The following is a 25,178-nucleotide window of genomic DNA, read 5'->3' on the forward strand; positions in this document are numbered from 1 at the left end:
GAATGCTCTGTGGCACTTCAGGAGCCGGCGATACGGATGAGTTTCTTGTTGGCGAACTCCTCTATCCCGAGGTTGCCGAGTTCGCGGCCGAAGCCCGAGCGTTTGACGCCGCCGAACGGCAGCTCGACGCCCTCGATGCCGACGCCGTTGACGAAGACCATCCCGGCCTCCAGCCGGTCGGCGACACGCATCGCCTGGATCGGGTCGGAGGTGAACACGTAGGAGCCGAGCCCGTAGGGCGTCGCGTTCGCGAGGTCGACCGCCTCGTCCTCCGATCCCACCCGGTACACGGTCGCGACCGGGCCGAACAGTTCCTGTGCCGCGGACGCCGACTCGGGGGCCACGCCGGTCAGGACGGCGGGCGGAAAGAACGCCCCTGATCGGGTGCCGGTGCGGACCAGGGTCGCCCCGTCGGCGACGGCGCCGGCAACCTGTTGCTCGAGCCGTTCGGCCGCGGCGACCGATGACAGCGGGGCCACTCCGTCGGTGTGGGCGAGCAGTCGCTCCGTGAACGCGGCGAGGAACTCCTCGTACAGATCGTCGACGACGATCATCCGCTTGGCGCCGTTGCACGCCTGGCCGGTGTTGTCCAGACGGGCCTGGACGGCGGCATCGACCGTGGCGTCGAGATCGTCGGTGGACAGCACGATGAACGGGTCCGACCCGCCCATCTCCAGCACCACTTTCTTCAGATGCCGGCCAGCTGTCTCGGCGATCTGAGCGCCCGCCCGCTCGGACCCGGTGAACGACACTCCCCGGACCCGCGGATCGGCGATGGCATCGGCGATCTGCTCGTGTGTGGCGTAGACGTTGACGTATGCGCCGGCAGGCAGCCCGGCGTCGGCGAAGATCCGTTCGATCGCGGCCGCCGACTCCGGACACTGAGGCGCGTGCTTGAGGACGATCGTGTTGCCGAGAACGAGGTTCGGACCGGCGAAGCGAGCGACCTGGTAATTGGGGAAGTTCCACGGCATCACCCCCAGCAGGACTCCGATGGACTCGCGTCGGACGAGCGCGCTGCCGTCTCCGTCGAGGAGTTCGATCGGCTGGTCGGCCAGGAGGCGTTCCGCGTGATCGGCGTAGTACTCGTAGATCGCAGCGCTGAAATCGATCTCGCCGACGCACTCCTCGAGCGGTTTACCCATTTCCCGATGAATGATCTCGGCCAGTTCGTCGCGGCGTCGCGTGTGCAGCGACGCGACCTCGCGGATGAGTTCGGCGCGCTGTGCCACGGTCGACCTTCTCGACCACTCCCGGTGGGCCTGCCATGCCGCGCCGAGGGCGGCGTCCATCTGTTGATCGGTTGCGGCCGGATAGGTCCGCAGCGTCTCGCCGGTCGCGGGGTCGGTGACCGCGTACGTCGGGTCGGTCATGATCGGATGCTCCTCGATGTCGGCAGAGTGGGTTCTCGGGTCAGTTCCGCTCGTAGGGTCCTGCGGTCGACCTTCCCGGACGCGTTCAGCGGGAGGGTGTCGCGCACGATCCAGCGATCGGGAACGGCGTAGTCGGGTAACGATTGCCGTAGGTGAGACCGCATGGCGTCGGCGTCGAACACGACCCCGTCGCGGAGTTCGACAGCCGCGGCGATGCGCTCGCGCAGGATCTCGTCCGGGTAGCCGAAGACACACGCGGCCGCGATGCCGTCGTGCCCGGCGAGGTGCGACTCGACGAAGGCAGGCATGATCTTCTCGCCGCCGCGGTTGATCACGTCGTCGACCCGACCATGCAGCCAGAGGAGGCCGTCGGGGTCGATGTGTCCGACGTCCCCGGTCCGCAACCACGGCCCGGCGAACTTCTGCGCGGTCAACTCGGGTTGGTTCCAGTAGCCGAGCATGCGAGTCGGTCCCGACACCCAGACCTCACCCGTATCGCCCGGTGGGACATCGCGACCGTCGTCGACGACCCGCATCCGGACGCCGGGCAGCGGCCTGCCCGCGGATTCGGCTGCGGTCGAGGCGAGTTCGCTCGGGAGGACGGTACACACCGAGGTGAACTCGCTCAGTCCGTAGGCATGTGCGAGCCGGACGTGCGGCCATCGCCGGTGCATTTCGCGCACCCACGCCTCCGGGATGGCGCTGCCGCCGTACATGACGGTGCGCACACCCGCGAAGACCGCATCGGCGTCGTGGTGGAGCATCAGCATGCGCAACATGCTGGGCACTGCGGCGAGGAAAGTGACCGGCCGAGCGACGAGTTCGGCGACGGCGGCGTCGGTGCGATACCGCCGCAGCAGCCTCGTGGTGGCTCCCGCGGCGATCATGTGCGCGAGCTGATCGGCGAATCCGGTGTTGTGGAAGATGGGGACGATGACGAGTGTGCTGTCGTCCGGACGGGTGCCGAAGTACTGCGCGAACCCCTGTCCGTACGCGGCCAGGGACGATCGTGAGACCGTCGCGCCTTTCGGGGTTCCGGTGGTCCCGGAGGTGAAGCTGATGAGCGCGGGGGCATCATCGGCAACCCCATCGTGCGGGTCGTCCGGGAGGTCGCTCGTGTCGATCACCGGCGCATCAGCTGGTCCGCCGGCGCGGACGGAGGCGATGAGCGCGCCGAGTTCGACGCATGCCACCCCCTCGAGCGGCGGGATGTCCGAATCGGTATCGACCAGCACGAGCGCGACATCCACCACACGGACCTGCTGCGCGATCTGCGCCTGCGCGAGCCGGGTGTTCATCGGCACGACGACGGCTTGTGCGCGTTCGCAGGCGAGGAACGCCACGACCCATTCCAGGCTGTTCTCTCCCAGCAGGGCGACCCGGTCCCCGACACCCACACCGCGGGAACGCAATTCACCTGCGAATCGGGTCAGCGCGGCATCGAGTTCGGACCAGGTGACGGAGTCGCCCGCTGACTCCACGGCGATGGCGGTCGGGCGGTCCTCGGCCCAGGCGGAGACGGCACGCGACAGGGTCGGCCGGTTCGACCGGGCGGTCATTCCGGCACCGAGACGATCGACGACTGGATACCCGGGCCGAAACCACCCAGCTCGAGACCGACCCGCTCGTACTCGCCGAGCGCGAACTGCCACGGGAGCACCTCGGGTCCCCACGCGCCGGCGGGCGGGGGTTCGCGCAGCGCGGCGACGGCGGCGACGGCGGCGCCCAGACCCGTGCCGCGGGACATCGGCGCGTCGTCGACGACTGCCAGCGAGCCGAGGACTTCGGCGTCTGAACCGCCGAGCACCTGCACCAGCAACGCGGTCAGGGCCACGCCCTCATCCCGACGCGACCCGGCGGAGTGCCTGGCCCACATCATCTTCCACAAGAACTCCGCGGGTTCGACGTCGTGCCCCGCGACGTCGATCGCGAGGTCGTGGTATCCGAAGCCGATGCGGCCGAGGGTGGAGAACGCAGCGTTGGCCCATGCCGGCCGCAGAGATCCCTTGCAGCTCGCGTTCCGCAGGCGCGGGTAGGTACGGGCAAGAGTGCGGGGTTCCGGGTGAGCGGTGTCGTAGGCCTCGATGCGGCCCAACGGTTCCGGGAAGTCGAACTCGGCCGCGGTGGCCGGGACGAACCCCGGCGACTCGACCCACCGGCCGTCGGACCACACCGGGCAGGGGCTGACCGCCATGTGCAGCATGTGCCGCAGCGGCGCGAGCCCGCCGGGGTTGCGTTCGTGCGTCGCCCACACCACCTGGACACCGTCTGCATCCGGGTGCTCGTCCAGCAGCCGGGCGGCGCACCAGTTCGTCACGCCGGGAGACCAACCCGCGCCGGTGATCAGCGCGACACCGGCCGACTTCGCGGCCGCATCGAGAGCGAGGATGCTGTCGGTGGCCTCAAGATCGTCACCGATGTCGATATAGGTGGTGCCGGACCGGAGGGCGTCCTGGGCCAGGCTTCCCGATCCGGCGAAAAACGGGCCGGACATGTTGAGGACGAGGTCGACCCCGGCGAGATCGACCTCCTCGGTTGAGACGTCGACAACCCGGCCGCTGACGCGCCGGGGATCGAGTGCTTCGGCGCGCGCGAGCGCCTCCGGCGCCCGGTCCATGGCCACGAAGCGCGCGTCCGGCAACTCCTCCAACAGAATTCGCAGGGCTGCGCCACCCATCTGACCGACCCCAACGATTGCCACTGACACCATTTCCAGCCTCCACGAGCGTGCGAACGAATATTCGTTAAGCTAGCCGCTGAAGGGCCATCGGTCAACGCCCCAGGTCGGTCGGTGATTGTCGGACACGTTCGGACATCGCGGTACTGTTGCGACCATGCCGTCGACCAGAGGTGCGGAACCCACCAGTCTCGACCGCGTCTTCGACCAGAACATCGGGCGCGAACGGATTCTGGCGGCGGCCGTCACGATCGTGGCCACACGCGGATTCGGTGCATGCACCGTGCGCGAGGTCGCCGAGGCCGCGGGCATCAAGGCGCCGGGCCTCTACAGCCACTTCCGCTCCAAGGAGGAGATCCTCACCGAGGCCGTCTCGCGGGTACTGGCCGACTTCACCGAGAACGCGGCCGCCGTCGGCGACGGCACACCGGAAGAAGAACTTCGCGACACCGTCCGCCGGCATGTTCTCTATCAGATCGAGAACGTGCATCTCGCCCGCGTTGCGGACATGCTCCTCGACACGGCGTCAGCCGGCGATTTCGTCTCGCACGAGGACTACGACCGACTGCTCGAACAGCAGCGTGACTATCTGGAGTTACTGGGTCGACGAGTGGCGGCGTACGCGCCCAAACTGCCTGCGCCAGAGGTGGACATCGTGACGATGGCGATCCTCGCCATGTGTGACCGCGTCGCCATCTGGTACGACGCCGACAGCGCGCTGACTCCCGATGACGTCGCGGAGCTGCACTGGCGCCTGGCACGCCGGATGCTCGCCGACTAGCGCGGAGATCGCACCAAGTCATTGACACTCGTCTCCGCCCGGGGTTAGCGTTGCCGCACTCGAGCGAACGAATATTCGTTTCCCCTGCTTGAGTCCGTCGATTCCGCACCCCACCCGGCCCCGCCGGTGTTCAGATGGGACACAACTGATGACCTCCGATGAGGACCTCGATCTCGAACGTTTCGGGTACGCACAGAAACTCGATCGTTCCGTCACCCCGTTCGCGAGTTTCTGTGTGGGATTCGCGCTGATCGCGCCACCACTGCCGTCTACGCCGGATTCGGTTTCGGCATCGACACGGTCGGCCCGATGTTCGTCTGGACCCTGCCCGTCGTCGTTGTGGTCTTCGCACTGTGGGCGATGATCGCCGCCGATCTGGCGGTGAAACTGCCGCTCGCGGGCTACGCGTATCAATGGACGAGTCGCCTGGTTCACCCGAACCTGGGATGGTTCACCGGGTTCATCGCGTTGATCGGGTTCATCTCCGGGTTCACCGGCGTCGCGTTCACGTTCGCGACCTACTTCGCCGGCCTCGTCGGGTGGGACGCCTCCACACCGCAGCTACTCGGGGTGACGGCAGGCGTGTTGCTGCTCTGCGTGTTGATCAACGTCTACGGCATCAGGCTCGCGACCGCGGTCAACAACATCGGGGTGATGCTCGAGATCTTCCTGACCGTCGGGATCACCGCTTTCGTCCTGATCTACGTGGTCCTGGTCAAGGAGTCCGGGCAACCTCTGAGTTATTTTGCCTCACATGGGAACACCGTTGACGCGACGTTCGTCTTCGCATGGATGGTGTCCAGTCTCGGCGTCATGTTCGGATTGCTCGGTGTGGAGGCGCCCGCCGACATCGCCGAGGAGACCAAGTCGGCGCGGCGCGTCATCCCCCGGACGATGTTCCTCGCACTCAGGACGGCCGCGGCGATCGAGTTCTTCATGTACATCACGTTCTTGCTGGCAACCGCCGACATCGGGGCGACCTCCGAATCCTCGGCGCCCATCCTGGAGATCATCTCCGCCCAGGTGTCGCCACAGTTCGCGAACTTCGTCGTCGCAATCGCGCTGACCAACATCCTGGTGTGCGTGCTCGCGAACATGCTCGTCGCCACCCGACTGCTGTACGCGATGGCCCGCGACAACATGGTTCCCTGCTCGCGGGCGCTCGGCGCCGTCTCGGCCAAGCACAGGATTCCGACGACCGCGGTGTGGGGATCGGCAGCTGTGTCAGGGTTCTTCCTGGTCACCGCCTTGTTCAGCGAGAAAGCGTTCTCCTACATCCTGGGCATGGCGACGATCGGGTACGTCGGCGTGTACATCTTGACCACGGCCGGGATGATGGTCGCCGATCGTCGCGGAACGTTCCCGTCGTCCGAACCCGGCTTCTTCGACCTCGGACGCTTCCGGCGCCCCGTCCACATCGTCGGGTTGCTCTGCTTCTCGGTCGTGATGGGCGCGCTGGTCCTCCTGCCGGAATTCCGGCCCAACGTCGTACCGCTTGCGGTCCTGCTGGTGCTGGGCTTCCTCTGGTGGGCCGTCGTCCTCCGTACACGCATCGCAGCCGGCACGGCCGGGCCGGGCGTGGGTCGGCCCATTCGCCCCGTCAGATCCGGAACGGCCAGCCGGTGATCTTCTTCTCTCGTGGCGGGGCGTAGGTCCTCACCTTCGACGTCGAGAGTCCCATCCGGACAAGACCTTCGGCGATCGTGACGGCTGAACGCACGCCGTCGACGATCGGGACGCCGGTCGCTTCGCGGACCTGCTCCTCGAGCTCGGCCATCCCGCCGCAGCCGAGGCAGATCACCTCGGCGTGATCGTCGGCCACGGCGCGCGTCGACTGTTCGACGATCGCCTTGACCGCACGCTCCGGGTCCGACTCCAGTTCGAGCACACCGAGTCCCGAGGCCCGAACCGATGCGCAGCGCTGATCGAGGCCGGCGAGCTTGAGCCGGTCCTCGATGAGTGGGACGGTCCGATCCAGCGTCGTCACGACCGAGAAGCGGTGTCCCAGATACATCGCCGTCGACGCCGCGGCCTCGGTGATGTCGACGACGGGGACCTCCAGAAGTTCCTGCAGTCCCTCGCGGCCATGCTCGCCGTACCCGGCCTGGATCACCGCGTCGTACGGCTCCGGGTAGGCGAGGATCGCGTCCATCACCGCGATGGCGGCGAGGTAGGACTCGAAGTTGCCCTCGCACGAGTCGGCGCCGAATCGCGGTGTGATGCCGACGATCTCGGTGCCCGGTGAGGCCACCGATCGAGCCGAATCGGCAATGGCCTCGGTCATCGACTCGGTGGTGTTCACGTTGGCGACGAGGATGCGCATCAGATCTTCTTCCTGATCAGTGGGTGCTGGCGACGGAGATCGGCTCGCCCGAGACCTCGGCGAACGGCCCGCGACGGTCGGCGACCACCAGGTAGACCACCGCCCCGAGACCGGCGCCGATGAACCAGGAGAATTCCGAGATCACTTCGAAGGCCGGGACGAACGCCATCACCAGGGCGATCGCGGCGGTCGGGATCAGCGCGGCGACGGCCCGCATGTTCACCCCGCCGCGGTAGTGGTAGGCGGCGTCGGGAGCCTCGCTGAACAGCGCGGGTACATCGATCCGAGCACGCCGGACGAGCCAGTAGTCGGCCATCACGATGCCGAACAGCGGTCCGAGAAGTGCACCGAGCCCGCCCAGGAAGTAGTTGATCACCGCGGGTGAGTTGTAGAGGTTCCACGGCAGGATCACCAGCCCGATGACCGCGGTGACCAGCGCTGCGCGCCGGAAGTCGAGATGCCGCGGAAAGAGGTTCGACAGCGCATAGATCGGCGCGACGAAGTTGGCCATGAGGTTCACCGCGACGGTGAGAATGAGCAGCGCGAGGCAGGCCAGCACCAGCAGGAAGGTGTTGGGCACCGTCTGGACGATGTCCGCCGGCGATTCGATGACCGTGCCGTTGATCCGGAACTGCGCGCCGGCGAGGACGACCACGATGCCGCCGAAGAGCAGCATGTTGAGCGGGATGCCCCAGAAGTTGCCGCCCACGATGGCTTTTCGCGATTCGGCGTTTCGGGTGAAGTCGCAGAAGTTGAGGACGAAGGTGCCGTAGATCGCGACCCAGAGGCTGGCGCCACCGATGATCTGGAGCCACATGTCCACGCCGGTCAACGAATCGGGCGTCGACCACGCGATCGTCCAGTCGGCGTTGCTGAGCATCCAGATGGCGAGGGACACCATCGTGATCAGGATGACCGGACCGGCGAACGCCTCGTAGCGGCGGATCATCTCCATGCCGTAGCTGACGATGATCACCTGGATCACCCATAGGGACACGAAGGCGATCCAGCCCAGGGTCGACAGCCCGAGGAAGCGGTTGGTGTCCAGATCGGCCGCGCCGGGGAACAGGGCCACCAGCATGATCCGCAGGACGACGGAGGCGAGGTAGGTCTGGATGCCGAACCACGCGATCGCCACTCCGCCACGGATGAGGGCGGGGATCTGCGCGCCACGGATACCGAACGAGATGCGGCTCATCACCGGGAACGGCACACCGGTCTTCTCCCCCATGAACCCGGAGAGGTTCAGCAGCAGGAAGAGGAAGACGCCGCCCAGCACCAGCGCGGTCAGGATCTGCCAGCCGCCGAGTCCGAGCGCGAAGAGTCCGATGGCGAAGGCGTAGTTGCCCAGGCTGTGGACGTCGTTGGCCCACAACGTGAAGATGTTGTAGCTGCTCCAGCGTCGACCGACACGGCTCGTGGGCGCGAGGTCGTCGTTGTAGAGCTTCGGACTCAGCCCATCCGGGACGACGCCGGTGGTACCGGAGACATCCTCACCGACGGGAACTGTGTGCTGCTCAGTGCTCATCTCTGCACTTTCGGTCGGACGGTCGGCGATGACCGCGCTCCTACACTTGCGGGAGTTCCGTGATGTGGAATCGGATTTCCGCGTTCGTGACAGTTAGCCCCACGCTCAGGGTCGTTGTCAATAGCACGACCCTGCGCTACTCGCGAGTTACGTTCCGAAATAACAGCACGGGATTCCATGATGAGGAATAGTGTGAGCTAGTCTCTGGATCGACCCAGGACACGGCGACCACCAAGGAGTCCCGCCCCATGACCTCAGAATCCGGTGACCAGGCCCCCGTCTCCGACACCCCGTTCGACCTGGTCGTGCGTGGCGAACAGACGCTGACGACGGCGGGCATCGTCGCGCGTGAGATCGGCATCCGCGACGGTCGGGTCGTCGCCATCGAACCGCTCGGGAGCGGACTCGTGGGCGCCGAGGTCATCGAACTCGCCGACGACCAGGTGATGATCCCCGGACTGGTGGACACCCACGTACACGTCAACGAGCCCGGCCGCACCGAATGGGAGGGCTTCGACTCGGCCACCCGCGCGGCCGCCGCCGGTGGCGTCACCACGCTCATCGACATGCCGCTGAACTCGATTCCGCCCACCGTGAACGTCGACGCACTGGCCGAGAAGCGCGCTGCGGCGCAGGGCAAGACGCACATCGACGTCGGTTTCTGGGGCGGCGCCATCCCCGGCAACGAGGACGACCTGCGGGGACTGCACGACGCCGGCGTCTTCGGCTTCAAGTGCTTCCTGCTGCACTCGGGAGTGGACGAGTTCCCGCACCTGACGGCCGACGAGATGGAAGCCGACATGGCCAAGCTGGCCGAGTTCGACTCGCTGATGATCGTGCACGCCGAGGACTCCCGCGCCATCGACAAGGCTCCGTCACCCGAAGGTGACGAGTACGGACGTTTCCTCGCCTCGCGGCCGCGCGGGGCCGAGAACCTGGCCATCGCCGAGGTGATCGAGCGCGCACGCTGGACCGGGGTCCGCGCCCACGTGCTCCACCTGTCGTCGTCGGACGCCCTGCCGATGCTGGCAAGCGCGAAGCGCGACGGCGTGAAGATCACCGTCGAGACCTGCCCGCACTACCTCACCCTGCTGGCCGAGGAGGTGCCCAACGGTGCGACCGCCTTCAAGTGCTGCCCGCCGATCCGGGAGGCCGGCAACCGTGAGTTGCTGTGGGAGGGACTGCTGGCCGGCACGATCGACTGCATCGTCTCCGACCACTCGCCGTCGACCGTCGACCTCAAGGACCCCGAGAACGGGGACTTCGGGGTCGCGTGGGGCGGCGTCGCCTCGCTGCAGCTCGGGCTCTCGCTCATCTGGTCCGAGGCCAAGAAGCGCGGCATCGACCTCCCGCAGGTCATCGAGTGGATGGCGTCGAAGCCCGCCGACCTCGCCGGCCTGCCGACCAAGGGCCGCATCGCCCTCGGTTGCGACGCCGACTTCGCCATCTTCGAGCCGGAGTCCGCGCAGATCGTCGACGTCAACCGGCTACACCACAAGAACCCGGTGAGCCCGTACGACGGTCGTGCGCTTGCCGGTGTGGTGACGGGCACCTGGGTTCGCGGACAGCGGGTGGACTTCGAGACCGCCCGGGGCCGCATGCTCCGCCGCGGCGACGTCTGATTCCTCGTCCCTGCTGCCTGAGCCCCGTCGAAGGCCCCCGGTAAGCTCGATCGAATGAGTTCGGATGACCAGCACACCGGCCTGGCCGATGAGTTGGCCGCGCGTTCCGACGACGCACTGACCGAGCTCCTCGTCGAACGCCCCGATCTCGCCTCACCGACACCGTCGGGTACCCGAGTGCTCGCTCAGCGGGCGTTGTCGGCGGCGTCGCTGTCCCTGGCGGGCGAGGATCTCGACATCCTCGCCGTCGCGGTGCTCGAGGTGGTCAGCGCGCGCCACAGCCGTAGTCCGGACAAGAAGAAGCGACCGTCGGTCACGACGGTGGCCAAGGCCTTGTCCGGACGGGCCGATGCCGACTCCGTACGTGCCCGGATCGATCTCCTCCGTCGACGCGCGGTGCTGTGGGGCGATGACTCCTCCCTGTGCGCCGGCGAGCACCTCGAATCCGCGATGCCATGGAAGGCGCGGCATCTCACCGGACCTCTCGTCGGACGGTCCGGGGAGGAGATCGCGGCGATGATCGCCGGTCTCGACGAACGCCCTCTCGGTCTGCTGCAGACGCTGGCACGCGGACCGGCCTTGGGCCGCAGCCGCGATGCGGCACCCGACGCCGATCCGGAGTCCCCGGTCGCGCGCCTCATCTCGTCGGGCCTGCTCGCCCGCGTCGACAGTCAGACCGTCGAGCTCCCACCGATGGTCGGCGCCGTGCTTCGCGACGAACCGCCTTGGCACACAGATGTTCTCACGCCACCGCCGTTACACGAGTCCGGCGCCAAACCCCGTTTCGGGGCCAAGGCGGTCGACGCCGCCGCAGGGGGTGAGGCACTCGAACTCATCCGTCATCTCACCCAGCTGATCACGGTCCTCGGGGCGACCCCGGCGGCGGTGCTCCGCTCGGGCGCGCTCGGCGTGCGCGAACTGCGGCGCCTGGCGAAGCTGACCGGCCTCGAGACTCAACGGGTCGCGTTCCTGATCGAGCTCGCCGCCTACCTCCGGCTCATCGACGCCGGCTTCCCGGAACCCGCGCCGCCCAACGATTCCGGCGAGCAGTCCTTCGCACCCACCTCCACCGCCGACACCTGGCTGCACCAACCGCGGGAACGTCAGTGGCTCGCGCTGGCAGATGCCTGGCTGCACATGCCGCGCCGGGCCTGGCAGGTCGGCGAACCCGACCGGGACGGCAACGCGTTGGCCACCCTGGCCGCCGACCTGCACGATGCGTACGCTCCCGTGCAACGTCAGCTCATCCTGTCCACGCTCGCCGACGCCGGCACCGCGGTCGGGGTACCCGCCGACACGGTCCTCGCGAACCTGCACTGGCACCGTCCCCGCCAGATCCGACGTTTCAGTCGCCGCGTCGTCGCCGAAACACTCCGTGAGGCACGGGAGTTGGGTCTCGTCGCGCACGACGCCCTGACCACCGTCGGCCGCGCGTACACCGTCGAGGAATCACCGGCCACCGACCCCGCCGATGTCGACGCGGCGGTGCTCGCCGCGATGCGCAAGGCGTTGCCCGAACCGGTGGATCACTTCCTGACGCAGGCCGATCTGACGCTGACCGTCCCCGGCCCGATGACCTCGGAACTCGCGGAACAGGTCGAACTCGTCGCCGATCTGGAGTCGGGCGGCGCGGCCTCGGTGTATCGGGTCTCGCCGGAGAGCGTGCGCCGGGCATTGGACGCGGGCCGCAGCAGCAACGAGCTGTTGTCGATGTTCACGACGCATTCGAGAACCCCGGTGCCGCAATCCCTCACGTATCTCATCGAGGACGTGGCCCGCAGACACGGCCAGTTGCGGGTGGGCGTGGCGTCGGCGTTCATCCGATGTGAGGACCCGACGGTGCTGGCCGCCGTGCTGCGCAGCGCGGCTGCCGAGCCACTCGCGTTGCGCGCGTTGGCGCCGACGGTCGCGGTGTCGCCATCAGAGGTGCGCGACGTCATCGACCAGTTGCGAGCGGCGGGATTCGCTCCGGCGGGTGAGGATTCGTCGGGCGCCCTGGTCGATCTGCGCGAGCGGGGCAGTCGGGTCACGGTGTCGCGGGCGCGGCGACAGAGCCAGCCGCGCCGCAATGCGCCGTCCGAGGACCAACTACGGTCGGTGGTCACGCGAATCCGCTCGACCGACCGGGCGGCGGCCGCCACCCCGGTTCGCGGCGCGGCCACGACGACCCCGGTCCGGGCCACCGGCGGGGGCGAATCCGCGACCGCGCTCATCCAGCTCGCCCTGCGTGCCAACCGCAGGCTGCGTGTGGGGTATGTCGACGCCCAGGGCTCGGCGAGCCGGCACGTGGTGACGCCGAAGATCCTCGGCGCGGGTCAACTCGTGGCCGTCGAGGAGGGCAGCGACGACGAGCAGCGCTTCTCGCTCCATCGACTCACCAGCGTGGAACTGCTCGACGCCTGAGCCCTGGAGACAGAGACATCGGAGTGATTTCCGTCTCATCCTTGGTACCCTCGGGTATGACCGCGGCTCGCGAGATCCCCGCAGGAGAACCCCCCGGTGGCGTCGCTGACACCTATCAGCACGACCTCGTCACCCGGATGAAACCCTCGCGCAAGCGCCCCCGGGTGACACGACCGGCCGACCTCGTCACCGCTATCGGGCCTTCCCTCGCCGGCGCGAACGTGATCATGCAGCTCGCCAACCCGAAGGTCGGTTACGGCGTACACGAGAGCCGCGTGCCGTCGGGCAACGCGATCAAGCGGCCCATCAAACGAGGCCGCACGACGGGGACGTTCCTCGCCGTCGCACTCATGGGCACCGACGCCGACAAGGCCTACATCCACGACGCCGTCGGCCACATCCACGACCAGGTGTACTCGACCGCGACGAGTCCCGTCCGCTACAGCGCCAACGACTCACGCTTACAGCTGTGGGTCGCGGTGTGCCTGCTCAAGTACTTCATCGACCAGTACGAACTGCTCTACGGCCCCCTGAGCGCCGAGGAGAAGCAGATGGTGCTCACCGAGTCGCACCCGTTGGGAACCGCGCTCAACGTGCCGCGGGACAGATGGCCGAAGACCTACGACGATCTGCTCGTCTACTGGAACACCGAGCTGACCGCGCTGCGCATCGACGACCCGGTCCGTGAGGAACTCCGCAGCCTCGCCGACCTGTCGTTCCTGGAGTACCGGGTCGGGGCGCTGGGAACCCTCGCGCACATCACGATCGGCCCCTCACTCGCCTACGCGATCAAAGCCGGGCTACCGCCGGAGTTCCGCGAGATGATGCGGTGGCGGTGGTCCGACCGCGACGAGCGCCGGTACCAGCGGGCGCTCGCCGGCTTCCGACTCGTGGACCCTCTGGTGGCACCCGTGCTGCGCGGGATCTTTCGGCTCAACCTGGTGGATCTGCGGGTCCGACGCAAGCTCGGCATCCCCGTCTTCTGAGGCCGACGGGGGTCTCACGCGTTCCAGAGCAGGCCCGACGCTGACAATCGTCGGTGCTTTCTGGACAATGGAGCGGGTGACCGATGGACCCCTGATCGTGCAATCCGACAAGACACTGCTGCTCGAGGTGGATCACCCCGACGCCGCGGCGGCGCGCGCGGCGATCGCACCCTTCGCCGAACTCGAACGTGCCCCCGAGCACGTCCACACCTACCGCGTCACCCCGCTCGCGTTGTGGAACGCCCGAGCCGCAGGTCACGATGCCGAACAGGTCGTCGACGCGCTCGTGACGTACTCGCGCTACGCGGTGCCCCAGCCGCTGCTGATGGACGTCGTGGACACGATGGGACGGTTCGGCCGACTGCAGCTGGTGAAGCATCCGGCACACGGCCTCACCCTCGTCAGCCTCGACCAGGCCGTCCTCATCGAGGTGATGCGCAACAAAAAGGTCGCGCCGATGCTGGGCGCCCGCATCGACGACGACACCGTCATCGTGCATCCGTCCGAGCGCGGCCGACTCAAGCAGGTTCTGTTGAAGGTCGGCTGGCCGGCCGAGGACCTCGCCGGGTACGTCGACGGTGAGGCGCACGCCATCGAGCTCGCCCAGGACGACTGGCAGCTGCGCGACTATCAGGAGATGGCGGCCGACTCGTTCTGGGCCGGCGGCTCGGGCGTGGTGGTCCTCCCCTGCGGTGCGGGCAAGACGATGGTCGGCGCGGCGGCGATGGCCAAGGCGGGCGCGACGACGCTGATCCTGGTGACCAACACGGTCGCCGGTCGTCAGTGGAAACGCGAACTCATCGCGCGCACCTCCCTCACCGAGGAAGAGATCGGCGAGTACTCGGGTGAGCGCAAGGAGATCCGCCCCGTCACCATCGCGACGTATCAGGTGATGACCCGGAAGTCGAAGGGCGAGTACCGCAATCTCGACCTGTTCGATTCGCGCGACTGGGGTCTGATCATCTACGACGAGGTCCACCTCCTCCCCGCCCCCGTCTTCCGGATGACCGCCGACCTGCAGTCGCGTCGTCGCCTCGGCCTGACCGCCACCCTGGTCCGCGAGGACGGCCGCGAGGGTGACGTCTTCAGCCTCATCGGCCCCAAGCGGTACGACGCGCCCTGGAAGGACATCGAGGCCCAGGGGTGGATCGCCCCGGCCGACTGCGTCGAGGTCCGGGTGACCCTGACCGACGAGGAACGTCTGCAGTACGCGGTCGCCGAGCCGGAGGAGAAGTACAAGCTCTGCTCGACGGCGCACACCAAGGTCAACGTGGTCAAGGCGATCCTCGACAAGCACCGCGGTCAGCAGACCCTGATCATCGGCGCCTACATCGATCAGCTCGAGGAACTCGGTCGCGAACTCGACTCCCCGGTGATCCAGGGCTCGACGAAGAACAAGGAGCGCGAGGTGCTGTTCGACCGGTTCCGTTCCGGCGAGCTGCAGACCCTCGTGGTGTCGAAGGTGGCGAACTTCTCCATCGACCTCCCCGAGGCCTCGGTCGCGGTTCAGGTGTCGGGAACGTTCGGTTCCCGCCAGGAGGAGGCGCAGCGCCTCGGCCGGCTGCTACGCCCGAAACGTGATGGCGGGCAAGCACACTTCTACTCGGTGGTGTCCCGCGACACCCTCGACGCCGACTACGCGGCGCACCGCCAGCGGTTCCTGGCCGAGCAGGGTTACGCCTACCGCATCACCGACGCCGACGACCTTCTCGGCCCGACGATCGGTGACTCCACCTCCGCGGACTGAGCCCCTCCGGTCCCTACGGCCTCAGGTCTCGATGAGGCAGTACCCGATCGACTCCGGTTCGAAGAAGACCCACTTGGTCTCGTCGCCGGAGCAGGTCACGGCTGCGTCCGACCGCGTGGTGACACGCGCGAGGACCGTCTGCGCCGTCGCCGAGCTCGCGCACGGGGCCTCCCGGTAGTCGGCGAGCGAGCCACCCGAGAGCGGGACCAGGTAGCAGAGGTCCTCGTAGAAATTCGGTGTGAGACAGAGCTTGTCCGTGCTGTCCGGGAACGTGAGCGTCGAATTCTGTGGGCTCGCGCACGACGTGGACGCGGCGATCTTCGACGCGGCGTAGAAATTGAGACCGGCGGAGTCGCAGTCGACCTTGGAGGCATTCACACTCGTCGACGACCCGGAATCGGTGGCGATGCCGACGCATTCGCCGACCTGGACGTCCCCCGGTCCGTTGACGGCCGGCGTCGAGGAGTCGGTGGTGCGAGGAGCGGAGGTGCCGGCGGCGGAGGTCGTGGTCTCCGGCCCGGCGACCGGGGTCGAGCGCGACGTCGAGGTGCCGCCCGCGGTCGGTGCACTCGACACCTGTGTCGCGACGTACACGACCCCGGCGGCGATCGCGAGGACGAGGATCACCGCGAGCGAGCCGAGGGCGATCAGCAGGCCGGACCGCTTCTTCGGCGGTGGCGGCGCGTAGCCGCCCTGCGAGGGGTAGCCGCCCTGCGAGGCGAACCCACCGGGATAGGTCCCCGGTTGCGACTGATACGGCGAATACTGCTGCGGCCCTTGCGGATAGGAAACCGGACCCACCGGGGCGGGCGGGGTCACCGAAACCGGCGCGGGTGTCGGCGCACGCACCGTCGGCTCCTTCGACAGCGGTGGTGCCGCGAGCGCGCGTTCGAGCTCGGCGGCGAACTCGCGGCAGGATCCGTACCTGCGGTCGGGCTCCTTCGCGAGGGCGCGGCCGAACACCGGGTCGACGCTGCCGGAGATGCCCGGTCGCAGCGTCGACGGGCGCGGCGGCATCGACTGCAGGTGGCCGGCGATGATCGACGCGGTGCCGGCGCCCTGGAACGGCGGCCGGCCGGTGAGGAGTTCGAAGACGGTGGCCGCAAGCGCGTATTGGTCCGCACGCGCGTCCACCGGATCGCCGAGCAGCTGCTCGGGGGCGGCGTAGGCGACCGTGCCGAGGAAGACATTCGTCGACGTGAGATGGCTGACGTCCTGCTCGGACTTGGCGATCCCGAAGTCCGCGAGCAGGACTCGCGGCTCCGGGCCGCCCACGCCCTGCAGCAGGATGTTGGCCGGTTTGACGTCGCGATGCAGGAGTCCCGTCGCGTGCGCACGGTCAAGCGCGGCACCGACGGCGCGCACGATGGCGATCACGGTCGGGGTGTCGAGACCCTGTGGGGTCTGGCGGAGCAGTCGCAGCGCGTCGATGCCGTCGATGTACTCCATCGCGATCCACAGGTGGCCGTCGTACTCGCCGGAGTTGAAGATCGTCACGATCGACGGGTGGACGACGCTCGAGGCGTGCTCGGCTTCTTTGACGAACCGCTGCCGGTACATCGGGTCGCGGCTGAGTTCGGCGGGCAGTACCTTCAGCGCCTCGTTCCGCGGCAGGTGCGGGTGTCTCGCGAGATAGATCTCGCCCATCCCACCGCGGCCGACGAGTCGGATGATGGTGTAGCCGGCGAAGTGCTCGCCTGGATTGCGCGGCATCGCCCCTCCTCGCGCGTCAGGCGTCTCCCACCGAGGTCATGCAGAACGCGCGTGGTTCGGGCACCTCGTACGTGGCCTTGAGCTGTTCTTCGGTGCACTCCAGCGAGCCGTCACCGCTGGCATCGACGCGGTAGATCGCCGATCCGGATTCCGCGGTGCCCGCGCAGTCGATCTTCGCGAAGTCGACCAGCGACCCGCCCGCCGACTGTGGGATCTGGTAGCACTGGCCGTCGGCGAAGTTCGGCATCAGGCACAGCTTGTCGGAGGTCTCCGGGAAGGTCAGGTAGTTCTCGAATTCGCCGCATTCGCCGGGGACCACCTGGGTGGCGACGAATGTCATTCCGTCACCGTCACAATCGGTCTTCGTCGCCTCCACGGTGGAGCTACCGTCCGCTTCGCGGACCTCCACGCACTCCCCGATCGCGACGTCCGAGGGTTCGGAGACGTTGTTCGTGACGCGCTCGACCGACGAACAGGCCGCCACGGCGAACAGTGCAGCGCACCCCGCGATCGCCGCCAGCACCCGAACCCGTCCGGCGGGCTTCTTCACCTCTGCTGGGTTTTTCATGCACGGATCGTACGCCCCGGCGGGGTCGTCGACCCCGTCATTCGGACGAGGTCCGGTGTCCGCACACAGTGGACCTGTGCCACTGTGGGATCCATGTCATTCGAGGACAGGACAACCCGCAGGCTCCGTCCATTCGCCACGACGATCTTCGCCGAGATATCGGCGCTGGCGGTCGACCACGACGCCGTGAACCTCGGCCAGGGCTTCCCGGACACCGACGGGCCGGCGTCGATGCTCGACGCCGCGCGCCAGGCCATCACCGACGGACGCAATCAGTACCCGCCGGGTATCGGGGTGCCGGAGTTGCGGCACGCGGTCGCGCGAACGCAGCACGACCTGTACGGGCTCGATTACGACCCGGATCGCGAGGTGCTGATCACGGTCGGCGCGACCGAGGCGATCGCGGGTGCGGTCGTCGGCCTGGTGGAACCGGGTGACGAGGTGATCATGATCGAGCCGTACTACGACGCCTACGCCGCCACCGTCGCGATGGCCGGCGGCGTGCGACGCGTCGTACCGCTGGTACCCGACGGCGACGGCTTCCGCCTGGACCGCGAACGGCTCGCCGCGGCCTTCGGGCCGAGGACATCGGTGGTGCTGGTCAACAGCCCGCACAACCCGACGGGGACCGTCCTGTCGCCCGGCGACCTCGCCGAGATCGCCCGACTCTGCGTCGAACACGACGTCGTCGCCCTCACCGACGAGGTCTATGAACACCTCGTCTTCGACGGACGGACCCACACCCCGCTGGCGACGCTGCCGGGTATGCGGGAACGGACGTTGCGGATCTCCAGCGCTGCGAAGACCTTCAACTGCACCGGCTGGAAAGTCGGCTGGGTGAGTGGGCCGCCCGAATTGATCGCCGCGGCACGGACGGCGAAGCAGTACATGTCCTACGTGGGCTCCGGACCGTTCCAGCCCGCGGTCGCGCACGCCCTGGAACACGAGATGGGTTGGGTACGCGAGTCAGCTCTCGCACTACAGGCTAAACGCGACCTGATCTCGACCGCCCTGACCGACGCGGGCTTCGCCGTACACCGAAGCGAAGCAACATATTTCGTCTGCGCCGACCCACGGCCGCTCGGCGTCGACGACGGCATCGAGTTCTGCCGGTCGTTACCGGAGCGCATCGGCGTCGCCGCGGTGCCGGTGAGCGTCTTCACCGACGACCGCGAACCCTGGCACCACCTGCTCCGGTTCGCCTTCGCCAAACGCGACGAGGTCATCGCCGAGGCCGCTGAACGACTTCGGCGGCTCTGATCTTTCGCTGATCGAGCGGGCACTGCCCCCGCTGGTTGAGCCGGCACCGAGCGAAGCGAGCCCCCACCCCGCTGGTTGAGCCGGCACCGAGCGAAGCGAGCCGCCCACCCCCGCTGGTTGAGCCGGCACCGAGCGGAGCGAGGCGCCGAGTCGAAACCACCAGGCGACCGAAGCCACTCAGCGCAACGCCGGAACCACTCGCTCCTCGAACAACTCGAGGTCCTCGCGGTCGACGGCGATGTTCGGGAAGTAACAGATCCCGTATGCCAGACCGGCATCGGCGAGGACGCGGAGGTTCTCCGCGACCTGTTCCGGGGTTCCGACGCCGGGCATACCGCGGAACGCGCCCATGCTGCCGGCAGCCGCGTCGGGCCCGACCGTCTTGCTGAGCCGGGCTTCGAGGTCGGCGAGCTTGCGTTCCACCTCGGCCTCGGTCTCGCCGAGCATGATGTTGTAGTTGGCCGAGCGGGTGATCGCCTCGAAGTCGCGTCCGAGGTCGGCACAATGCTGTTGCAGCACTGACGATTTGTGCGCGAATCCGTCGGGTGTGCCGTCGAAGTTGGTGTAGTCCGCGTACTTCGCCGCGATCCGCAGCGTCTTCTTCTCCCCGCCGCCGGCGATCCACAGCGGCAGCCGTCCGGCCGTGGGCTGCGGGGCGCAGATGGCGTCGTCGACGGTGTAGTGCTTGCCGTCGAGCGTCGCGCGGCCCTGTTCCCAGGCCTGTTTCATGATCTGCACGCCCTCGTCGAGCCGCGCGAGGCGCTCGCCCGCCGACGGGAATCCGTATCCGTATGCGCGCCATTCGTGTTCGTACCAACCGCCGCCGATGCCCATCTGCACGCGGCCCCCGGAGATCAGGTCGGCGGTGGCGGCGACCTTGGCCAGGTACATCGGGTTGCGGTAACTCATCGCGGTGCACATCTGGCCGATCTCCACGCGGCTGGTGGTGGCGGCCAGTGCGGCCACCAGGGTCCAGGCCTCGTGGGTGGCCTCGTCCGTCGGCAGCGGCACGGTGTGGAAGTGGTCGTAGACCCAGACCGAGTCCCATCCGCCCGACTCGGCGCGGTCGGCGACCGAGGACATCACCCCCCACTGGTCCGCGGGGTCCACACCCACGAGATCTAGACGCCAGCCCTGCGGAATGAAGAGTCCGAATCGCATGCCGTCCAACTTACGCGGCCGTCGATCATCGTCCGGACCTGATCGGCCATCCGCCGCACGGTCTGCGCATCGTGGGAGATCAGCAGCATCGAGGTTCCCGTCGCCCGGAGTTCCTCGAGGATCCTCAGGACCGCATCCGCGGCCACCTCGTCCAGCGACGACGTGATCTCATCGCAGATCAGGACGTCCGGACCGCCGGCGAGTGCCCGTGCGATCGCCACGCGCTGGATCTGGCCGCCGGACAACTCGCCGGGGCGGCGATCGAGCATCTCCGGGCCGAGGTGGACCGCCGCCAGCAATGACGCGATCTCGCGGTCCGCGGCAACGCCGTCGAGTCCGCGCAACACCCGGAGTACCCGGCGCAGTTCCCGGCCGACCGTCCGCCGGGGGTCGAGGCTGCGTCGCGGATTCTGGTAGACCATGCTGATCGCGCGCCGCTGATCGATGCTGCGGTCACGGGCGGTCGACGCCAGGCGCGCGCCGTCGAGCAGCAGCTCACCGTCGGTCGGGGGATGCAGACCCGCCAGACACCGCGCGAGCGTCGACTTTCCGGCGCCCGAACGTCCGACGATCGCCAGACACTCGCCCCGCCCGATCTCGAACGAGACGTCGTGCAGCACGGTGGCGCGGCCATGGTCTGCCGTGACGCCGCGCACGACGACGCGTGGGCCGGCGTCGTCGACGAACCGGGCCGCGGGCGCCACCGCCGCCGGAACATGCGATGCAGGCAACTCGTCGGCCTGGCACTCACCGGTGATCCGCCCGCCGTCGAGCATCACGACTCGATCGACGATACGCGAGATACGGTGCAGGTCATGGGTGATGGCGATGACCGTGCGTCCACTGCGGAGACGGTCCAACACCCCGACCAGTTCGTCCGCCGTGGCCGCGTCCAGACCGCTCGTCGGCTCGTCGAGGACGAGCACGCCCGGGGAGCCGAGGAGGGCGATCGCGAGGAGAACCCGTTGTTGCTGGCCGCCGGACAGCTGCGCCGGATACCTGCGGAGGAACTCGCGGTCCGTCGGCAATCCCAGTTCGGCGAGCAGGATCTCGATGTCCCGGGCACGACGCGACCGGTGGGCGCGTCGGACTTCTCGGAGGGCCGAACCGATCCGCATGGACGGGTTGAGCGAGGTACCGGGGTCCTGCGGTACGTATCCGAGCCGTCGACCGCCGTCGGCGGGAGCCTGCACACGCACGGTCCCGGCGGTGACGAATCCGGGTGGCAGCGCGTCGACGAGAGCGAGTGCCGTCGTGGTCTTTCCGGCACCGGAGGGTCCGACGACGGCCAGGGTCTCGCCACGGCGGACCTCGAGGGCGTCGATCGCGACGAGCGGGGTGCCATCCGGTGCCGCCACCGTGAGCCCCGACACCGATATCGAGTTCCCGGCGGTGGCATCCGGACGGTCCAGCGGCCGCCGGACACGTTGTCGCGGACCACGAGGTGAGGGCTCGGGAGGTTCGGACAATCGGTCGACGAGCAGGTTCACCGCCACGACCAGCGATGCGATGCATACGGCAGGCACAATGACCGGCCAGGGGGTCAACGCCATCCCGCCCTTGTTCTCGGTGACCATCAATGCCCAGTCCGGCTGTGGCTGAGTCACTCCGAGACCGAGGAAGCTTCCCGCGGTGACGAGCGCGATGGTTCCCGAGACCCGTATCCCGGCGTCGGCCAGCAACACCGGCCGCAGGTTCGGCAGTACCTGGGCCACCGCGATCCATCGCAGTGTCTCGCCGCGGGCGATCGCGGCTTCGACGAAACCCGCGTCCATGAGTTCGATCGTCGCCGTCCGCACGATCTTCGCCACCCATGGCACCGTCGCGACTCCGACGGTGAGGCACACCGCGACCGGGCCCTTCCCCATCGTCGTCGCGATGACCACGAGCAGGAGAAACCATGGCAGGACGGTGATCGCGTCGACCGGGCGCATCACCCAGCCGTCGAGCCGGCGTGACATTCCCGCGGTGACTCCGAGGAGAACGCCGACGACGTACGACACCGACAGCGCGACCGCGGTCATCAGTATTAGCCGGTGACCACCGTGTAGAACGCGTGACAGGACGTCGCGTCCGACGAAATCGGTTCCGAGCCAATGGTTCGACGACGGTGTCTCGAACGGCACCGAGGCGATCGCGGTCGGCGAGAACGGTGCGACGAACGGCCCGAGGACGATGACGATCACGAGGACGACCAACACCGCAGCGGGGCCGACGAGCCGTCGAGAGCGCGTACTCATGACCGCCCACGTCCGATGACACCACGCGCGGCCGGTGACGAGCCGAGTGCCACGAGGTCGGCAAGCAGGTACACGACTAGTCCGTACGCGGCCAACAGCACCGCCACCGACTGCACGAAGATCAGATCGCGTCCGGAGATGGCCCGCAGGAGTTCGTGCGCCACACCCGGATACGCGAACACGACTTCGATGACCGCGATACCGCCGACGAGCCCGACGACGGCTCCCGCCAGCGGTTGCACCGACGCGGAGATCGCGTTGGGCGCCGCATGACGCACGACGAGCCGGAATTCGCCGACCCCGTTCGCCCGCGCCGCCGAGATGTACGGCGCGCGCATCGCTTCCGCCATCTGGGCGCGGACGAGTCGCACCGGATGCGGTGCCAGCCCGATGAGCAGGCACAGCACCGGTAGCACCAGCACCTCCGGACGGTCGAGCGCCGATGTGCCCGTCGGTACGAGCGACACCGCGGGCAGCACCCCCATCCCGATCGCCACCCAGGCAATCAGTACGACACCGACCACGAACGCGGGGACGGATTCCGCCGCGAGCGCCGCAGTACTGAGCAACCGGTCCCAGCGCGAACCCGGCCGTGCGCCGGCGGCGACGCCGATCGCCAGCGCCGCCGGGACCAGGACGACGACGGTGACGATCGCGAGGATCACCGAGTTCGCGAGTCGCCCGTCGAGGATCTCGGCGACCGGACGGCCCGAGAGTTGCGACACGCCGAGGTCCCCGGTGAGGAAACCGTCTGCCCAGTCGAGGAACCGTACGACTGCCGGACGATCGAGTCCCAGTTCCGCGCGCAGAGCGGCCACCTGAGCCGGATCCGGTTGGCCCGCGGCTCCTCTCGACAACCGGGTCGTGGCGGCATCACCCGGGAGCAGTTCGAAGAGCACGAAGATCGACACCGCAACGACAGCGAGCACGGCCAACGCCCCCGCCAACCGGCCCGCGACATACCGCAACACGACGAGTCCCCTAGCGCTGCTGGAGCCAGGTGCCCGTGAAGGAGGCCCACTGCCCGGTGCCGGGCACCCCGTCGGTGATGCCCTGCACGGTGTTGCGGACGCCCGTCGGCTGCAGGGCGAAACTGTGGATGAGGTAACCGCTGTCGTTCCAGAGTTCGTCCTGCAGTTCCCGGTACAACTCACCACGGCGAGCCGGGTCCATCTCGGCGCGAGCCTGGGCGAAGGTGGCATCCCACGCGGGACGACGCCAGGCGGTCGCGTTGGCCGGGGCGTCCGAGGTGAGGGTCTGCCCGTAGAAGTAGTCCAGACTGTAGTTCCACCAACCGGACTGGGTGAAGGGCTTGGACCCGACGACCTGGGAGAAGTAGGTGTCGCCCGGCTCGACGGCGAGGTTCACGGTGATCCCGGCGGCCTTGGCCTGCTCGGCGAAGAGGGTCGCCGAGGCCAACTGGCCGGGACTGACGTCCGCGGTGTGCAGGGTGACGACGAGGTTCTCCTTGCCCGCCTCTCGGAGCAGGCGGCGAGCTCGTTCCGGGTCGTACGCGCGTTGCGGCATGTCGGCGTAGAACGGTGCGCCCTTGCCGTACAGGTCGTTGCCGACCTCGGCGAACCCGTAATACACCTTGTCGACCATCGCCTGCCGGTCCACCGACAGCTTGAGGGCCTCCCGTACTCGCGGATCGTCGAACGGCGCGAGGTCGGTACGCATCGTGAACGAGCTCATCGTGCCCACCGGCGGCGTCACGAGGTAGACGTCGGACTGCGATCGCAGGATGTTGCCCTGCGCCGGCGAGAGTTCGTAGACGACGTCGGCCTCCTGCGAGCCGAACGCGTTGAATCTGGCGTCGGCTTCGGCGACCTGGAGGATCTCCAGCCCGTCGAGGTGCGGCCGCTGATCCCAGTGGTTCTCGTTGCGGGTCAACACCGACCGGTCGCCCGGCGACCACGACTCCAGAACGAACGGGCCGGTCCCCACGGGAAGCGACGACGGCGTGAATTCCGTCGTACCGTCCTTGATCACGTAGACGTACCAACCGGCGAGCACCGAACCGAAGTCGGCGACGGGTTCTCTCATCGACACCACGACGGCGTGATCGCCGTCGGGCCTGGTGCGGGACAGGTCGATGATGTCGAGGTCACCGGCCGACGGTTTCTCCTCGTCGAGCATGCGCTCGAGACTCCACATGACATCGCGAGACGTGAACGGCGAACCGTCACTGAACTCGACGCCCCGGCGCAGCGCCATCCGCCACTGCGAGCCGTCGGCGTTGGGTTCCAGCGACTCGGCGAGCCGATAGTCGAGGGTGAGGTCGTTGTTGTAGTCGACGAGGTGATCCCACACCGCCTTGGACAGTGCGCCACCCGCCGAGTGGCCGACGACGTGCGGGTCGAGGACATCGGCGGTCGCCGAGGTGCCCGCGAAGACGACGCGCAATGTGCCGCCGGGGACCGGGGTACCGCCGCTCGGAGCGCCTGCCGGGCTCGGCCGGTCGGCACAACCGGCGAGCAGGCCCACCGCGCCGAGACCGGCGAGGCCGGCGATCCCACCGGCTCCGCGTAGCAGCCGGCGTCGGGTCAATTCGGGAGCTGCGTGCGCAGCTGTCGATCTTGAATTTTTCATGTCCATCCTCGTGGGTCGCGAAGACGCAAGCGATCTGGCTTCCCGATCGAGGTCGGGTCACAGTTGCGGGACAGCCCCGGATTCGCACCGGGTTCCCTTGCGTCCCGGTCATCGTACGGAGTGGACAATCACGACATCGCATGCGGCGTGCGGTGGATGATCCCCGGAACTTACAAGCAGTCCGGACTGTTTGTGCTATCGTCG

General features: G+C 68.1%; 18 protein-coding genes and 1 riboswitch. Of the genes, 7 read left to right on the plus strand and 11 right to left on the minus strand.

What is annotated here, in order from left to right; all coding sequences use genetic code 11:
* Positions 1 to 17 precede the first annotated feature (17 nt).
* From ABIC25_RS05780 to ABIC25_RS05790, 3 genes are read right to left on the minus strand one after another with little or no spacing between them, the layout of a single operon-like run.
* On the minus strand, positions 18 to 1,373 hold the full coding sequence (locus ABIC25_RS05780; RefSeq protein ID WP_354560391.1) for an NAD-dependent succinate-semialdehyde dehydrogenase: 1,356 nt from the start codon (positions 1,371 to 1,373) through the stop codon (positions 18 to 20).
* Complete coding sequence (locus ABIC25_RS05785; protein ID WP_354560393.1) at positions 1,370 to 2,932, minus strand: class I adenylate-forming enzyme family protein; 1,563 nt, start codon at positions 2,930 to 2,932, stop codon at positions 1,370 to 1,372. The genes ABIC25_RS05780 and ABIC25_RS05785 overlap by 4 nt, the downstream gene beginning before the upstream one ends.
* Positions 2,929 to 4,074, minus strand: a complete 1,146-nt coding sequence (locus ABIC25_RS05790) for a saccharopine dehydrogenase family protein (protein ID WP_354560394.1) — start codon at positions 4,072 to 4,074, stop codon at positions 2,929 to 2,931. Before ABIC25_RS05790 ends, ABIC25_RS05785 begins: the two co-directional genes overlap by 4 nt.
* A 133-nt stretch (positions 4,075 to 4,207) precedes the next feature.
* On the opposite strand from ABIC25_RS05790, the gene ABIC25_RS05795 reads away from it, so the two are divergent.
* Positions 4,208 to 4,831, plus strand: coding sequence for a TetR/AcrR family transcriptional regulator (locus ABIC25_RS05795; protein ID WP_239402801.1), 624 nt, complete (start codon positions 4,208 to 4,210; stop codon positions 4,829 to 4,831).
* 309 nt (positions 4,832 to 5,140) lie between these two features.
* Positions 5,141 to 6,457, plus strand: coding sequence for an APC family permease (locus ABIC25_RS05800; protein ID WP_354560396.1), 1,317 nt, complete (start codon positions 5,141 to 5,143; stop codon positions 6,455 to 6,457).
* Here ABIC25_RS05800 and ABIC25_RS05805 read toward each other — a convergent pair.
* Both ABIC25_RS05805 and ABIC25_RS05810 read right to left on the minus strand, forming a co-directional pair.
* Positions 6,432 to 7,154, minus strand: coding sequence for an aspartate/glutamate racemase family protein (locus tag ABIC25_RS05805; protein WP_354560398.1), 723 nt, complete (start codon positions 7,152 to 7,154; stop codon positions 6,432 to 6,434). The two genes, ABIC25_RS05800 and ABIC25_RS05805, sit on opposite strands and share 26 nt — an antisense overlap.
* A 16-nt stretch (positions 7,155 to 7,170) precedes the next feature.
* Positions 7,171 to 8,682 (minus strand): NCS1 family nucleobase:cation symporter-1, encoded by a 1,512-nt coding sequence (locus ABIC25_RS05810; protein WP_354560399.1) that lies wholly within the window; start codon positions 8,680 to 8,682, stop codon positions 7,171 to 7,173.
* 248 nt (positions 8,683 to 8,930) lie between these two features.
* Between ABIC25_RS05810 and allB the strand changes: the two genes are divergently transcribed.
* From allB to ABIC25_RS05830, 4 genes are all read left to right on the plus strand, one after another.
* The gene (allB, locus tag ABIC25_RS05815; RefSeq protein ID WP_004020244.1) at positions 8,931 to 10,304 is read left to right on the plus strand and encodes an allantoinase AllB; all 1,374 of its coding nucleotides are present in this window, start codon (positions 8,931 to 8,933) and stop codon (positions 10,302 to 10,304) included.
* A gap of 54 nt (positions 10,305 to 10,358) precedes the next feature.
* A complete protein-coding gene (locus ABIC25_RS05820; protein ID WP_354560401.1) occupies positions 10,359 to 12,707 on the plus strand; it encodes a helicase-associated domain-containing protein in 2,349 nt (782 codons plus the stop codon).
* A 56-nt stretch (positions 12,708 to 12,763) separates the two neighbouring features.
* Positions 12,764 to 13,693, plus strand: a complete 930-nt coding sequence (locus ABIC25_RS05825) for an oxygenase MpaB family protein (protein WP_064571303.1) — start codon at positions 12,764 to 12,766, stop codon at positions 13,691 to 13,693.
* 76 nt (positions 13,694 to 13,769) lie between these two features.
* Positions 13,770 to 15,440, plus strand: coding sequence for a DNA repair helicase XPB (locus ABIC25_RS05830; RefSeq protein ID WP_331711032.1), 1,671 nt, complete (start codon positions 13,770 to 13,772; stop codon positions 15,438 to 15,440).
* A gap of 21 nt (positions 15,441 to 15,461) precedes the next feature.
* Here the strand turns inward: ABIC25_RS05830 and ABIC25_RS05835 are convergent, their stop codons facing one another.
* Both ABIC25_RS05835 and ABIC25_RS05840 read right to left on the minus strand, forming a co-directional pair.
* Positions 15,462 to 17,153 carry a protein kinase domain-containing protein gene (locus ABIC25_RS05835; protein WP_354560403.1) on the minus strand — a complete coding sequence of 564 codons (1,692 nt, stop codon included), beginning with the start codon at positions 17,151 to 17,153 and terminating at the stop codon, positions 15,462 to 15,464.
* A gap of 16 nt (positions 17,154 to 17,169) precedes the next feature.
* Positions 17,170 to 17,721, minus strand: coding sequence for a pyridine nucleotide-disulfide oxidoreductase (locus tag ABIC25_RS05840; RefSeq protein WP_354560405.1), 552 nt, complete (start codon positions 17,719 to 17,721; stop codon positions 17,170 to 17,172).
* A gap of 93 nt (positions 17,722 to 17,814) precedes the next feature.
* On the opposite strand from ABIC25_RS05840, the gene ABIC25_RS05845 reads away from it, so the two are divergent.
* Positions 17,815 to 18,981, plus strand: coding sequence for a pyridoxal phosphate-dependent aminotransferase (locus ABIC25_RS05845; RefSeq protein ID WP_354560407.1), 1,167 nt, complete (start codon positions 17,815 to 17,817; stop codon positions 18,979 to 18,981).
* A gap of 177 nt (positions 18,982 to 19,158) precedes the next feature.
* On the opposite strand, the gene ABIC25_RS05850 is transcribed toward ABIC25_RS05845, so the two are convergent.
* From ABIC25_RS05850 to ABIC25_RS05865, 4 genes are read right to left on the minus strand one after another with little or no spacing between them, the layout of a single operon-like run.
* Positions 19,159 to 20,142: an LLM class F420-dependent oxidoreductase gene (locus ABIC25_RS05850; protein ID WP_354560409.1), complete on the minus strand. Its 984-nt coding sequence runs from the start codon at positions 20,140 to 20,142 to the stop codon at positions 19,159 to 19,161.
* A complete protein-coding gene (locus tag ABIC25_RS05855) occupies positions 20,103 to 22,382 on the minus strand; it encodes an ABC transporter ATP-binding protein/permease (protein ID WP_354560410.1) in 2,280 nt (759 codons plus the stop codon). Before ABIC25_RS05855 ends, ABIC25_RS05850 begins: the two co-directional genes overlap by 40 nt.
* Complete coding sequence (locus ABIC25_RS05860; protein ID WP_354560412.1) at positions 22,379 to 23,353, minus strand: ABC transporter permease; 975 nt, start codon at positions 23,351 to 23,353, stop codon at positions 22,379 to 22,381. Before ABIC25_RS05860 ends, ABIC25_RS05855 begins: the two co-directional genes overlap by 4 nt.
* Positions 23,354 to 23,363: 10 nt before the next feature.
* Positions 23,364 to 24,974 carry an ABC transporter substrate-binding protein gene (locus ABIC25_RS05865; protein WP_354560414.1) on the minus strand — a complete coding sequence of 537 codons (1,611 nt, stop codon included), beginning with the start codon at positions 24,972 to 24,974 and terminating at the stop codon, positions 23,364 to 23,366.
* 22 nt (positions 24,975 to 24,996) lie between these two features.
* Positions 24,997 to 25,078, minus strand: a riboswitch (adenosylcobalamin (AdoCbl) riboswitch).
* Positions 25,079 to 25,178 lie beyond the last annotated feature (100 nt).

This window comes from Gordonia sp. PvP123, assembly GCF_040547295.1.
Classification (GTDB): domain Bacteria; phylum Actinomycetota; class Actinomycetes; order Mycobacteriales; family Mycobacteriaceae; genus Gordonia; species Gordonia terrae.